Here is a 12,497-nt window from a genome sequence, read left to right as displayed (position 1 = left end):
CCTGGACGGAACTCCCGCTCAGCGAGCAGGAGTTCCGTCTGCCGCGACGTGCTCAGCTCGTGGCGTCCCTCAGCTCCGTGAGGAACGGGATCAGCGCCGCGTTGACCTCGTCCGGCCGCTCCTGCTGCGTCCAGTGGCCGCAGCCCGCCAGCACCACCGGATCGCGCCGCAGATTGGGCATCAACTTCGGAAGCCGCGCGATGAGTTGGGGCGTACCCGGAAACGCGGGTACGAGGTCCCTGTCGCCGTACACGTACAGGGCGGGCGGGCTGACCACGGCCCCGTGCCAGGCCGACGTCAGTTCCCAGTTGCGGTCGATGTTGCGGTACCAGTTGAGGGCACCGGTGAAGCTGCCCGCGAAGCTCTCGGTGAGGGAGTCGAGGTCCGCCTCCGTGAGCCAGGCCGGGAGTTCCTCCGGGTCGGGCATCGTGTCCAGCCAGCCCTGGCCGGGCTCGACCAGGGGCTGCCTGCCGGTGCCGGAGTCGGGGTTGTCGCCGGAGAAGGCGTACAGGGTCCTGCGGAGTGTGGTGCGCGGGTCGCGGGCCAGTTCGGCGTCGGCGACCCGGGGGCGGTTGATGTAGTTCCAGTAGAAACGGCCGCCGAACATCGCCTCCATCACGCCCAGGGGACGGTGGTCGCCCCGGAACGGCGGCGGCACGCTCAGGCCCGCCACCCCGCGCACGACGTCCGGACGCAGCAGCGCGGTGTGCCAGGCCACCGGCGCGCCCCAGTCGTGGCCGACGACGTACGCCGTCTCCTCGCCGAGCGCGTGGATCAGCCCGACCACGTCGCCGACCAGGTGCATGATGCTGTACGCGGACACGTCCTCGGGGCGTTCGCTCTCGCCGTATCCGCGCTGGTCGGGGGCGACGACCCGGAAACCGGCGGCGGCCAGCGGCCCGAACTGGTGGCGCCAGGAGTGCCAGGACTCGGGGAAACCGTGCAGCAGCACGACGAGCGGACCCTCGCCCGCCTCCGCGATGTGCAGCCGGACGCCGTTCACGTCCACCCTGCGGTGCTCGACCCTGTGGTGCTCGACCACGGTGCGGTTCTCAGCCATGACGCAAAGGGTATGCGTTGCTATCGCAACCGGAAATCCGGGGTGCGGGCGGCGAACAGCTCCGACTGTCTGTCCCCCGGCAGGTTGCCGAGGCGGACCAGGTGCGGGGCGTAGGCGAGGGCATGCGCGCGGGCCGCCTCCTTCGCCGCCCACACCGCCCGCACCGTGCCCTGCACACCCTCCGGCGGATACGACGCGAGGACCCGGGCGCGGTCGACGGAGGCTGCCAACGACCCACCGGGTGCGGTGACTTCACTCACCAGCCCGATCTCGTACGCCCGCGCGGCCGACACCCGCTCCGCCGTCCCCATCAGCGCCATCCGCGCGATCTCCCCGTACGGCATCCGCTGTGCCATGCCCATCGACTCGTAGGCGCTGACCATGCCGTACGTGGTGTGCGGGTCGAAGAAGGTGGCGCTCGGGTCGGCGACGAGGAACTCCGACTCCGCGAGGAGGTAGAAGGCGCCGCCGCACGCCATACCGTTCACCGCGGCGATCACCGGCTTCCAGAGGTCGTTCGCCTTCGGGCCGATCATGTCGAGCGGATCGTCCACCATGTAGGGCGAGCTGGGCTGGGGGACGACCGCGCCGCGGTCGAGGCCCGTACAGAAGGCGCGCGTCCCGGCCCCCGTGAGGACGATGGCCCGCACGGTGTCGTCGAAGCGCAACTCCCGCCAGGTGGAAGCCAGTTCGTTGGCGGTGGCGAGGTCGATGGCGTTGAGTTTCCGCGGCCGGTCGAGGGTGACGACGGCGACCCCGGTCTCCTTGTCGGTCGACAGGCTCAGGCTCACGGGCGCTCCAGGATCCACTGCGGAAGCCCGGCGGAGGAGAAGACGACCTGCACGCGTGCGCCGATGCGAATCCGGTCGGGGGGAAGGGAGTTGAGGGGGGCGTCGGGGCCGGTGACCAGGTTGCCGACCAGCCGGATGCGCGGTGCGTCCGCCAGCTCGACGACGATCACGTTGTACGGGGCCAGCTCGGCGTAGTCCGGCAGGAGCGGCGGATGCGGGACGACGTACGACCAGACGCGTCCGCGTCCGCTGACCGCGCGCCACTCGCTCGCGAAGGACTGGCAGTGGGGGCAGCAGGGGCGGGGCGGAAAGCGGGGTTCGGCGCAGTCCGCGCAGGTCTGGACGCGGAGTTCGCCCTGGGCCGCGTACCCCCAGAAGGGGGCGCCGTCCTCGTCCACGACAGGGGTCAGCATCTCTCAACTCCTCAGCAGAAGGGCGGAGGTGGGGACGCCCTCGCCCGCGGTGACCAGACAGGTGGCGGCGCCGGGGACCTGGGCGGTGCTGGTGCCGCGCAGTTGCCGTACGCCCTCGGTGATGAGGTTGAAGCCGTGGACGTACGCCTCGCTGAGACCGCCCCCGCCGGTGTTGATCGGCAGACGGCCGCCGCTCTCCAGGGCGCCCCCCTCGGTGAAGGCGCCGCCCTCGCCGCGTCCGCAGAAGCCGTAGCCCTCCAGGGAGAGGGGGATGAGGGCGGTGAACGCGTCGTAGAGCTGGGCCACTTGGATGTCGTCCGGGGTGAAGTCGGCGTGTTTCCAGAGGTGTCGGGCGGCCGTCCAGGCCGGGCCGGTCAGCGGGTCGTCGTTCCAGTAGTTGACCATGCCGTGGTGCTGGGCGGGCAGGCCCTGGGCGGCGGAGTGGATGTAGACGGGGGCGCGGCGGCAGTCGCGGGCCCGCTCGGCGGAGACGACCACACAGGCCAGGGCCCCGTCCGTCTCCAGGCAGTTGTCGAAGAGGCAGAGGGGTTCGCTGATCCAGCGGGAGGTCATGTACATCTCGCGGGTGAGCGGACGGTCGTACATGATCGCGTCCGGGTTCTGGTTCGCCCGGTTGCGGCAGGCGAGGGCGACGTTGAAGAGGTGGTCGCGGGTCGTGCCGTACTCGTGCATGTGCCGGCGCGTGAGCATCGCGATCTCGTCGGAGGGGCGCAGCAGCCCGAAAGGGCGCGTCCACTGGGCGGGGGTGGGGAGTTGGGCGCTGGTGTTCCGCCACGGCCGGGGCCCGGAACCCCTCTTCCGTGACCGCCAGGCGACACCGACCGTGGCCTGTCCGGTGGCTATCGCGGCGGCGAGATGGGCGACGGTGGCACAGGAACCGCCGCCGCCATAGCCGACCTTGGAGAAGAAGGTGAGGTCACCGAGACCGAGTGCCTTGGCGACCTCGACCTCGTCGGTCTCCTCCATGGTGTAGGAGGCGAGGGCGTCGACCTCGGCGGGCGCGATACCCGCGTCGTCGAGCGCGGCGAGGATCGCACGGCACGCCAACGTCCGTTCGTTCTGGGGGAGTTGCCGGGCGAAGGGGGTCTGCCCGATCCCGGCGATGGCGGTGGCGTCCTTGATGCCGGTGGCGCCCCTGATCCCGGCCGTAACTGGTGCGACTGTCATGACTGCACACACCTCCGCACGCGTGTCCGGCTGCTGACAGGGCGTCAGGTTACAGCTAATCTGACGGTCAGTCAGCTCTTGTGCGGTGAGGTGTTGTGGGGAGGCTCGCGGTGCGCGGTGACGTGGAGTGGGGCAGCATTCCGGGGCTGGTCCGGGCGGCGGTGGAGCGGTACGGCGACACCGAGGCGGTCGTGGACGGACGTACCCGCGTCTCGTACGCGGAGCTGGGCGCGCGGGTGGAGCGGGCGGCGGCGGCCTGCGTCGCGAGCGGGGTGGCGGCCGGTGACCGGGTGGCGATCTGGGCGCCCAACTCCCTCGACTGGATGGTGTCCGCACTGGGCGCGGTGTCGGCGGGCGCGGTGCTCGTACCGCTGAACACGCGCTTCAAGGGCGCGGAGGCGGCGTACGTACTGGCGCGCAGCCGGGCGAGGCTGCTGTTCGTGACGGGCACGTTCCTGGGCACGTCGTACGTGGCCTCGCTGCGGAGGGCGGCGGGGAGCGGCGACGGTCACGGACCCTTGGCGGGGCTTCCGGAGCTGACGGACGTGGTGGTGCTGGGGGAGGACGCGCCGGCCGAGTTCCGTACCTGGAAGGACTTCCTGGCGGGCGGCGACGGCGTGGACGCGCGGATCGTCCGGGCGAGGGCGGAGGCGGTAAGGGGTTCCGACCCCTCGGACATCGTCTTCACCTCGGGCACGACGGGCCGGCCGAAGGGCGCCGTGATCACGCACGCGCAGTCGCTCCGCGCGTACGAGATCTGGAGCGAGTTGGCGGGACTGCGGGAAGGGGACCGCTATCTCGTCGTGAACCCCTTCTTCCACACCTTCGGCTACAAAGCAGGGGTGTTGGCGTGTCTGATGCGGGGCGCGACGGTGATCCCGCAGCCGGTGTTCAACGTGAACACGGTCCTGGCGAACGTGGCGGCGGAGCGGGTGTCGGTCCTCCCCGGCCCGCCCACGCTGCTTCAGTCGCTCCTGGACCACCCGTCCCGGGGCGCGTACGACCTGTCGAGTCTGCGGCTGGTGGTGACGGGGGCGGCGGTGGTGCCGTTGCGGCTGGTGGAACGGCTGCGTACGGAGCTGGGCGTGGGGACGGTCCTGACGGCGTACGGCCTGTCCGAGGCGAGCGGCATCGTCACGATGTGCCGCCGGGGCGACGCGCCACCGGTGATCGCGTCGACGTCCGGACGGGCCGTTCCCGGGGTCGAGGTGAGGGTCGAGGCACCTGTGGGCGAGCCCGGTGAGGTGCTGGTGCGGGGCTTCAACGTCATGCGCGGGTACTTCGAGGACGCGCAGAGCACGGCCGAAGTCGTCACGGGGGAGGGCTGGTTGAGGACGGGAGACGTCGGCGTACTGGACGCCGACGGCAACCTCCGGATCACCGACCGCCTCAAGGACATGTTCATCGTCGGAGGCTTCAACGCGTACCCGGCGGAGATCGAGCAACTCCTTGGACTGCACCCGGACGTGGCGGACGTGGCGGTGATCGGCGTACCGGACGCCCGGCTGGGCGAGGTCGGGAAGGCGTACGTGGTGCGCCGGCCGGGGGTGTCGCTCACGGCGGACGATCTGATCGCCTGGGCGCGGCGGGAGATGGCCAACTACAAGGTGCCGAGGGTGGTGGAGTTCGTGGGCGGGCTGCCTCGGAACGCGAGCGGGAAGGTGGTCAAGGGGGAGTTGCGGGCGGGGGGTTGAGGGCGGGGGTTGAGAGGTGCGACGGGGATGAGGGGCGCGACGGGGATGAGCGGGATGCGGGGGGAATGGCAGATCACTGGCACCCCTCGGTGGAGCGCTCCGGGCACACATCGTCAAGAGTCTGGCACGCACCGTCAATGAGGTGACGGCCCGTTCTCTCTAGCCTTGCCTGTACATGCCAGCAAGGGAGAGGAAACCTCACGTGTTGCGCACCACATCACAGCACCGCCCGGTCCGGGTGGCCGCGAACCTCCTGCTCGCGGTCCTCATGACGTTCGGCGTCAGTGCCGCGATCGCGCCGTCCGCGCAGGCCACCGCGCAGGCGGAGTGCTGGACTCCCACGGCCAACGGGGAAGGGCGCGGGTACACCTACTGGGACGACGGCTGGGGCTACAACCTCAAGAGCGGGCCCTACCAGGACGGCTGCTGGGACGTCGGGTGGGTCCCCCAGGAGGCCCTGATCTACTTCCAGTGCTGGAAGAAGAACTCCTTCGGCCACACGTGGTGGTACATCCGGGTCGCGGGCACCAGCACCTACGGCTGGACGTCGGAAGACAACTTCTGGGGCGACTCGGTGGATGAGAACGGCGACGGGAAGATCGTCTACTACGAGTGCTGAGACCCGCCCCGTACGGAGGCCGCCCCCTGGGACACCGGGGAGCTCAGGGGCGGCCTGCGTACGGGGCGGCCGTAGTCCTTGCGATCTCGATGCCGATCGAGAACATCTGCTCTCGGCAGGTCAGCCCGCCACCTCGGCGAGGAAGGCCGCCCGGGCACCGGGCCGGCTTCCGGGACCCCGGCCGGCTTTACCAGCCGTCAGCGCCGGACAGGATGGGACCGCCTTCGGTGTTGTCCGCCTGGGCCGGGGCGAGGCCCGCGAGCAGGGAGGTGGACAGCGTGGCCGCCGCCAACAAGGTGCTGCGTCTCATGACGGTCCCTTGGTAAATCGGCCGGTTTGTGTCTGGGTGCGGCTAGTTGGGCGAGCGTGTCGTGCCTGCGCAGGTACACCAGGCCGACCAGCGCGCGTTGGCGCGGTGGGAGTTCGCAGCGGCGGTCACACTCGCGGGTGACGATGAGTAGCGTGACCCGCTCGACCAGGGTGTGCGGTAGGCCGAGTGCGGCAGGTCAGGGAACCAACGTGGCTCCTGTGTCTGTGGGTTGAGACGTCGAACACCTCCCCCAACGGCACGGGAGCCTCGTGCGTTGCGCACCCTGTTGGCATCACCCGATCGGGGGCCGAGCTGAAAACGCTCAGTGAGTTCGGTCCAGCTACGGGACACGGTCGCCCGGCGGCTATGGACGCGGGCGGTGCACCAATTACCGGGACGGAGTGCCTTGGGCTGCGGCGGGATCCGGCGATTTACGCAGGACTTGAGCCCAATTTGAGCTCACCGGCAAAGCGAGTTGATCGCTATGGCAAAACGATAGCCAAGCTCGTTGACCATTCAGGTTTTACCGCGTTAGCTTCCAGTCAAGCCGCAGCTCAGCAGACCAGCGCGGCGCAAGGCGGGGGAACGCATCAAAGGCGATCGACCATACCCCCGCCGAATTTCGCAGCCGCACTTCGTGAGGCTTCACTTGCCTCATCGGGGACCCGGAAAATCCGGGGAGCCCCGGGGGAATCGGGGAATTCATTCATGGCCGAAATATCTGGCAGACGGCTGACTTTGGCCACTACCAGGACATCGACCACCAGTACGCCTGCCCTGAGGGCAAGACCACACATTCGTACTCCATCGTTCCGGTGGGCTACGACATCCCGTCCGGGGGCGCCGTGGCGAGGTGCGGCGTCGATGTCAGTTCCATGACATCTGGGGCGCCAAGGGCAAGATTTCGGGGCACCCCGGTGTCATCTACTCGTACTGGTCGGCGCGGTCGCACACGGGCGCTCACCGTGACGGCCCTGCTGGCTCTCACGGCAGGCTGCGCAGGGACGACTGCTGGCGGCGGGGTCACCGCAGGGACGGCGCTGCAAGCGGAGGGGCCGGGAACCACCGGTGCCCTCGGTTTCTCGGACGTCAAGGTCGGTGAGGTCTACCGCATGGCCTTCCCTCTCACGAGGAACACGTCCAAGCAGCCCGTCTCCATGACCGGGATCAAGCTCCTCAACATCCCGGCAGGGGCCAAGGTCCTCGGCTATTCCGTCTACTCCGTGAAGGACACGCCCGGCTACCGCTTGGGCTACCAGGAGACCGCGCATCCCACCAAGGGCGATGTGGACCTCGACAAGTACACGAACTATGCCGGGCACCCCTACACCATCAAGCCATCGGTGCTCAGCGACAAGTACGCGGTCGTACGGATCAAGGTCATCGGGAAGATCACCAAGCCCCTCTCGGGCTGCCAGGCTGACTACACCCAGGCAGGCCACACCTACCACCAGACCTTGACCTGCAAGTTCGGCCTCGACATGGCCTGAGCGAGCTTGGAGGCACGGTTACTTCCACCTCATGCCCCTACCCCTGACGCCCTGCCCCGCCCGCCGGGGCGGGGCGAGTTGGATATCGACCGGTGTTCCGCCGCCCGCCGGTTTCTCGCCCAGCATGCGATATACGGGCGGCGCGTGATGCGGGGAGGGCAGGAAATTCGGGCTGTAACTCGCCATCGCGTAACGGGCGCGCCCATTTCTTCGCCCACCGTCCCGGCGGCGATGACGAGGTATCCGCCGGCCACGATGACCTCACGGCCCCGGGCGGCCTCCCGGACCGCCGCGAACTGGGCGGGGACCGAAGCCTCCACCAACTGGCGCCGCTGCTCAGGGGTGGGCGGGGCGGCAGCGGGGTTGCTCCTGCCGGTCGCGCGCAGCTCGGGGCCCACCGGGGTGAAGGGGATGCTCAGGCTTTCGGCCTGCTCGCGGAAGTCGGGGGGCGCGCAGTGTGCGTCACCGAGCTGGTCGACAACGTGATCCGGCATGTGGGGGAGGGGACTCCCGTATCCGTGCGGGTGGGCTGTGTGGACGGTGGTGCCCGTATCCGGGTCGGGGTCGGAGATCCCGACCCGCGCGCTCTTCCGGTGCTGCTCAGCGCCACGGGGGCAGATCAGGGCGTGGGCAAGACGGTGTGGTGCGAGGTGGCGGGTAACCGGCCAGGCGCGGGAAAGGTCGGTATGGTGATTGGTATGGCAACGAAGAAGTACACCGTGACACTGCCGGAGGAGCTCGCCGAGGAGATCCGGAGCGAGGTTGGGCCCGGAGGGTTCAGTGCCTATGTCACGCAGGCCATAGAGCGTCAGCGGGAGCAGGACCGGCTGGGGGAGCTGGTGGCTTGGCTGGAGGAGGAGCACGGGCCGGTCACCGAGGCCGAACTGGCGGCGGCCGAGGCCGAGCGCCGGGAGATCGATCGTATTTTCGCTGAGCGTGAGGCGGCGGCCGAGACGCAGTACCCGAAGGCGAGTTGAGGAAGTCCAGTTGTTATGTGCTGGACTGCGAGGCGTTGTCGCGGGCGGTGCTCGGTGAGCGGGTGATGATGTCCAGGCTCAAGGACGCCCGGCGTACGGGTATTCGCCTGGTCACGAGTTCTATGACGCTCATCGAGGCGTACCACGGCCAGGTGAGACGGGGAGCCTGGGCGTGGGCCATGTCCCGGGTTGTGGTGGAGCCCGTGACCAAGGAGGTCGCCAATGCTGCGATCGGGTTGTTGGAGGGAACCGGCCTGCACGGCCACAAGTACGCGATCGACGCGGCGCTGGCGGTGATCGCGGATCAGCAGGCGGGAGGCGTGGTGCTGTACACGTCCGCCGAGGACGACATGGGGAAACTGTGCGGCCCAAAGGTGGTCGTCAGAGGTCTGTGAGCCTGCCCCCGGACACACCACGACCGCGGCGGCTCCCCCTCCGCGCCGCCGCGGTCGTTCCCCCGTGTGCAGGTGTACGTCTGTTGATGCCGGAGCCGGTGGCTCAGACCGGCTCGTCCGTCGCGTGGATGTCGTTCGGCTTGGTGGTGACCGGTTCCGTCGTGGCGTGGATGTCGCCCAGGACCGTCGCCGTGGCCTTGGTCTGCTTGGCCGGTTCGGTCGTCGCGTGGATGTCGCCCAGGGTGGTGGCGGTGACCGGCTCGCTCGTCGCGTGGATGTCGTTCGTCTTGGTCTCGTCGCTCATCTTGCTGTCTCCCCTGTGATGGTGACCGGTGTACGGAGGGCCCGCTCCGCGACTCCCCCGCGGACTGCGGGGCGGGCCCTGGGCCGGTTCACCTTAAGAGGTCCGGCCCCCTGTCGTTCCGCCTGCCCCCCGACGCGACGGCTCGACAGGGACGAGCCTGCCGGAGCGCGATAAACGAATGATGAACGCCGCTCATGCCGCTCGTCCTCGGCCGCGTCCGGCAACCTCAGCAGTTCGTACGCGTCGCCCGCCCCAGCAGCCCCCGCACCGCGTCCGCCTCCGGTGCCTCCAGTGACTCGAAGATACCGAGTGCGTCCTGCCAGCACACCTGGGCGCGGTCCAGCTGGCCGATGCCGTGCAGGGCGCGGCCGAGGACCGTGAGGACGTTGCCCCGCCGCCACTCGCCGCCGATGCCGCGCAGCACCGTCAGCGCCTGCTCGGCGTTGGCCGCCGCCCGTGCCGAACGGGCCGCCGCGAGATCGACCTCGGCGAGACGGAACAGGGTCATGCCCTCCCACAGGCGCTGCCTGCTGTCCCGGAACACCCGCAGGGCCTCGTCGAGATGACCGGCGGCCTCCGTCAGCCGGCCGCTCTGGGTGAGCGCCAGACCGAGTGCGTACCGGCCGTTCGCTCCGCGCAGGGCGTGGCCCATCGCGTCGTACATCGCCGTGCCCTGCTCGGCCAGGGCGACCGCGCTGTCGGTGCGGCCCGTGGCGAGGTGGATGCGGGAGAGGTTGCACAGCGCGCTCGCCTCGCCGGGGCGGTCCGCGCAGTCGCGGAAGCTCTCGATCGCCCGGGTGAGGTGGGCCTCGCCCGACTCGTGCCGGTTCTGGTAGAGGGCCACGACACCACTGATGTTGGACGACCAGCAGGCGGTGAGGCGGTCGTCGGCCGCGAGCGCCAACTCCATCGCCCGTTCCGACTCCTGGATGGCGACGTCGAAACGGCTGCTCGAGAAGCAGTGCACGAAGGCCAGCGCGGTCAGGACGCGGGCTTCCGTACGGGGGTCACCGGCGGCTCGCGCCGCGTCCCGCACGATCGCCGCGACCGCCTCGTACTCCTTGGAGTTGGTGCCGGACTCGGCCAGTTCGACCGCCGCCCACAGCACGTCTGCGGCGCGGCGCAGCGTGTCCGGCCGGGTCGCCGACTGCCGGACGCAGGCCAGTACGCACACCGCCTCCGCGTGCACCCAGTCCTGCGCGGCATGACTGTCGGCGAACGTCAGCCCGGGGTACTCCGTGTGCTCCAGGTGGTCGACGAGCTTGTCCTCGGGGCGCTGGATGCGGTAGGTCGCGGCGACCGTCGCGAGGTAGAAGTCGAGCAGGCGTGACATGGCCGACGCCCGTTCGCCGGGCGGGTGTTCGTCCCGTTCCGCGCACGCACGCGCGTAGAGCCGTACGAGGTCGTGGTAGCGGTAGCGGCCCGGCGCCGCCGATTCCAGCAGCGAGGTGTCGACCAGGGACTCCAGGACCTCCTCCGCGTCGTCGACCGGTAGTCCCAGTACGGCCGCTGCCGCCGCCAGGGATATGTCCGGGCCGTCCGCCAGGCCCAACAGGCGGAAAGCGCGGGCCTGTTGGGGGTCCAGGGCGCCGTAGCCGAGTTCGAAGGTCGCCTTCACGGCGAGGTCGCCGGCCTGGAGTTCGTCCAGTCGCCGGCGTTCGTCGCCCAGCTTCTCCGCCAGGACGGACACCGTCCACGTCCTGCGCGCCGACAGCCGGGACGCCGCGATCCTGATCGCCAGCGGCAGGAAGCCGCAGGCCGCCACCACGTCCAGGGCGGCCTTGCGCTCCGCGGCGACCCGCTCCTCGCCCACGATCTTCGTGAACAGCTGGAGGGCCTCCTCGGGGGACATGACGTCCAGGTCGACGAGGTGGGCGCCGGCCAGGTCCACCATCCGTACCCGGGAGGTGACCAGGGCCGCGCAGCCCTCCGTACCCGGCAGCAGTGGCCGTACCTGGGCGGCGTCGTGGGCGTTGTCCAGCAGGACCAGGACCCGGCGGCCGTCCAGCACCGAGCGGTACAGGGCCGCGCGCTCCTCCAGCGAGTCCGGGATCGCCGAAGCGGCCGTGCCGAGGGCGCGCAGGAACGCGCCGAGGACGGTCTCCGGCTCGGCCGCCTGGGTTCCGGCACCCTGGAGGTCGATGTACAACTGCCCGTCGGGGAAGGCGGAACGGGCCTGGTGGGCCACATGTACGGCGAGGGTCGTCTTGCCCACGCCGCCGATACCGGCCAGTGCGGACACGGCCATCACCCGGCCCTGCGCCGACGACGCAGACGAGGCGGACTCCAGGACCTTGCTCAACTCGGAGACGAAGGCGGCGCGACCCGTGAAGTCCGGGACCGTGGCCGGGAGTTGGGCGGGGCGGACGGGCGCGGGGGCCGGTTCCGGGGCGAGCGGGGCGGAGGGCTCGGCGAGTCCCGGGTCCGCCTGGAGGATGCGCTGCTGCAACTCCCTGAGGCCGGGCCGGGGATCGACGCCGAGTTCGTCGGCGAGGAGGCGGCGCGTGTCCGCGTACACCGCCAGGGCCTCGGCCTGCCGTCCGCTGCGGTACAGCGCCAGCATCAGCAGCTCGCGCAGGCGCTCGCGGAGGGGGTGTTCGGCCGTGAGGGCGGTCAACTCGCTGACCGACTCCGCGTGGCAGCCCTGTTCGAGGTCCATGTCAAGGCGCGATTCCAGGAGTTGGAGCAACCACTCCTCCAACCGGACGCGCTGTGCCTCCGCGTACGGACCCGGGATGCTTGCCAGCGGCTGCCCGTCCCACAGGTCCAGCGCCTGGTTGAGGATCTCCCGGGCCTGGCGCAGATCCCCGGCGCTCCTGGACTTCTCCGCCTCCGTGGCCAGTTCCTGCGCCACTGTCAGGTCCAGCGCGCCCTCCGCGAGTGAACGGATCGCGTATCCGCCCGACTCGCTCACCAGCACCCAGGCGCCCAGCGCCTTCCGCAGCCGCGACGCGTACGTCCGTACCGCCGCCAGCGCCTGCGACGGAGGTTCGTCGCCCCACAGCGCGTCGATCAGCTCGGCCGCCGTCGCCGTGCGGCCCTCACGCAGCAACAGCGCGGCCAGCAGCGCGCGTTGCTGCGGAGAACCGGTGGGCAGCGGCTCGTCGCCGCGCCAGGCCCGTACCGGCCCGAGCACGCTGAAGCGCAGCGCCGCCGGGGAATCGGCCGAGGAGGCCGCCGGATGGCTCACCGGTGTATCCCTGGGATCCCGCTGTGCCGGCACCCGCGGTACAGCCGGTGTGTCACCCATCGCCGC

General features: G+C 70.3%; 12 protein-coding genes and 1 pseudogene. 5 read left to right on the top strand and 8 right to left on the bottom strand.

The genetic code is table 11. The annotated features are described in order from the left end of the window. Positions 1 to 52 precede the first annotated feature (52 nt). The 4 genes from ACW4TU_RS19215 to ACW4TU_RS19200 are packed head-to-tail and all read right to left on the bottom strand — an operon-like array spanning position 53 to position 3,452. The gene (locus ACW4TU_RS19215; protein ID WP_457429129.1) at positions 53 to 1,060 is read right to left on the bottom strand and encodes an alpha/beta fold hydrolase; all 1,008 of its coding nucleotides are present in this window, start codon (positions 1,058 to 1,060) and stop codon (positions 53 to 55) included. 20 nt (positions 1,061 to 1,080) lie between these two features. Beyond that, positions 1,081 to 1,851: an enoyl-CoA hydratase/isomerase family protein gene (locus ACW4TU_RS19210; protein ID WP_457429127.1), complete on the bottom strand. Its 771-nt coding sequence runs from the start codon at positions 1,849 to 1,851 to the stop codon at positions 1,081 to 1,083. Next, positions 1,848 to 2,264, bottom strand: a complete 417-nt coding sequence (locus ACW4TU_RS19205; RefSeq protein WP_457429125.1) for a Zn-ribbon domain-containing OB-fold protein — start codon at positions 2,262 to 2,264, stop codon at positions 1,848 to 1,850. Before ACW4TU_RS19205 ends, ACW4TU_RS19210 begins: the two co-directional genes overlap by 4 nt. Before the next feature lie 3 nt (positions 2,265 to 2,267). Continuing rightward, entirely contained in the window at positions 2,268 to 3,452 is a 1,185-nt protein-coding gene (locus tag ACW4TU_RS19200; protein WP_457429123.1) for a lipid-transfer protein, read from the bottom strand. Positions 3,453 to 3,562: 110 nt separating this feature from the next. Here ACW4TU_RS19200 and ACW4TU_RS19195 point away from each other — a divergent pair, with 110 nt between their 5' ends. Together ACW4TU_RS19195 and ACW4TU_RS19190 are read left to right on the top strand one after the other, a co-directional pair. Continuing rightward, positions 3,563 to 5,146: a FadD3 family acyl-CoA ligase gene (locus tag ACW4TU_RS19195; protein ID WP_457429121.1), complete on the top strand. Its 1,584-nt coding sequence runs from the start codon at positions 3,563 to 3,565 to the stop codon at positions 5,144 to 5,146. A gap of 202 nt (positions 5,147 to 5,348) precedes the next feature. Next, the gene (locus ACW4TU_RS19190; protein WP_457429119.1) at positions 5,349 to 5,765 is read left to right on the top strand and encodes a hypothetical protein; all 417 of its coding nucleotides are present in this window, start codon (positions 5,349 to 5,351) and stop codon (positions 5,763 to 5,765) included. A gap of 187 nt (positions 5,766 to 5,952) precedes the next feature. On the opposite strand, the gene ACW4TU_RS19185 is transcribed toward ACW4TU_RS19190, so the two are convergent. Beyond that, positions 5,953 to 6,075 (bottom strand): hypothetical protein, encoded by a 123-nt coding sequence (locus ACW4TU_RS19185; protein WP_457429118.1) that lies wholly within the window; start codon positions 6,073 to 6,075, stop codon positions 5,953 to 5,955. A 40-nt stretch (positions 6,076 to 6,115) separates the two neighbouring features. Further along, positions 6,116 to 6,244 (bottom strand): annotated as a pseudogene (locus ACW4TU_RS19180) (IS5/IS1182 family transposase); the annotation flags it as partial. A 943-nt stretch (positions 6,245 to 7,187) separates the two neighbouring features. Here ACW4TU_RS19180 and ACW4TU_RS19175 point away from each other — a divergent pair. The 3 genes from ACW4TU_RS19175 to ACW4TU_RS19165 all read left to right on the top strand — a co-directional run bounded on the left by ACW4TU_RS19175 (position 7,188) and on the right by ACW4TU_RS19165 (position 8,937). Then, complete coding sequence (locus ACW4TU_RS19175) at positions 7,188 to 7,565, top strand: hypothetical protein (protein WP_457429116.1); 378 nt, start codon at positions 7,188 to 7,190, stop codon at positions 7,563 to 7,565. Between the two features lie 698 nt (positions 7,566 to 8,263). Next, positions 8,264 to 8,542, top strand: a complete 279-nt coding sequence (locus ACW4TU_RS19170; RefSeq protein ID WP_457430201.1) for a hypothetical protein — start codon at positions 8,264 to 8,266, stop codon at positions 8,540 to 8,542. Further along, positions 8,539 to 8,937 (top strand): hypothetical protein, encoded by a 399-nt coding sequence (locus tag ACW4TU_RS19165; protein WP_457429114.1) that lies wholly within the window; start codon positions 8,539 to 8,541, stop codon positions 8,935 to 8,937. The genes ACW4TU_RS19170 and ACW4TU_RS19165 overlap by 4 nt, the downstream gene beginning before the upstream one ends. Positions 8,938 to 9,040: 103 nt before the next feature. Here the strand turns inward: ACW4TU_RS19165 and ACW4TU_RS19160 are convergent, their stop codons facing one another. Next, positions 9,041 to 9,241 (bottom strand): hypothetical protein, encoded by a 201-nt coding sequence (locus tag ACW4TU_RS19160; RefSeq protein ID WP_457429112.1) that lies wholly within the window; start codon positions 9,239 to 9,241, stop codon positions 9,041 to 9,043. A 226-nt stretch (positions 9,242 to 9,467) separates the two neighbouring features. Continuing rightward, positions 9,468 to 12,491, bottom strand: a complete 3,024-nt coding sequence (afsR, locus tag ACW4TU_RS19155) for an SARP-family global regulator AfsR (protein ID WP_457429110.1) — start codon at positions 12,489 to 12,491, stop codon at positions 9,468 to 9,470. Between the last annotated feature and the right edge of the window lie 6 nt (positions 12,492 to 12,497).

This window comes from Streptomyces kryoterrae (assembly GCF_054072135.1).
The sequence above is the reverse complement of the archived record's forward strand: the minus strand, read 5'-3'. Positions and strand labels throughout refer to the sequence as shown.

Excerpts from the sequence above, each read along its gene's own strand:
- ACW4TU_RS19215 (WP_457429129.1), bottom strand. The coding sequence starts at position 1,060 with ATGGCTGAGAACCGCACCGTGGTCGAGCACCACAGGGTCGAGCACCGC.
- ACW4TU_RS19205 (WP_457429125.1), bottom strand. The coding sequence starts at position 2,264 with ATGCTGACCCCTGTCGTGGACGAGGACGGCGCCCCCTTCTGGGGGTAC.
- ACW4TU_RS19200 (WP_457429123.1), bottom strand. The coding sequence starts at position 3,452 with ATGACAGTCGCACCAGTTACGGCCGGGATCAGGGGCGCCACCGGCATC.
- ACW4TU_RS19185 (WP_457429118.1), bottom strand. The coding sequence starts at position 6,075 with ATGAGACGCAGCACCTTGTTGGCGGCGGCCACGCTGTCCACCTCCCTG.
- ACW4TU_RS19175 (WP_457429116.1), top strand. The coding sequence starts at position 7,188 with ATGGCCTTCCCTCTCACGAGGAACACGTCCAAGCAGCCCGTCTCCATG.
- ACW4TU_RS19170 (WP_457430201.1), top strand. The coding sequence starts at position 8,264 with ATGGCAACGAAGAAGTACACCGTGACACTGCCGGAGGAGCTCGCCGAG.
- ACW4TU_RS19160 (WP_457429112.1), bottom strand. The coding sequence starts at position 9,241 with ATGAGCGACGAGACCAAGACGAACGACATCCACGCGACGAGCGAGCCG.
- afsR (WP_457429110.1), bottom strand. The coding sequence starts at position 12,491 with ATGGGTGACACACCGGCTGTACCGCGGGTGCCGGCACAGCGGGATCCC.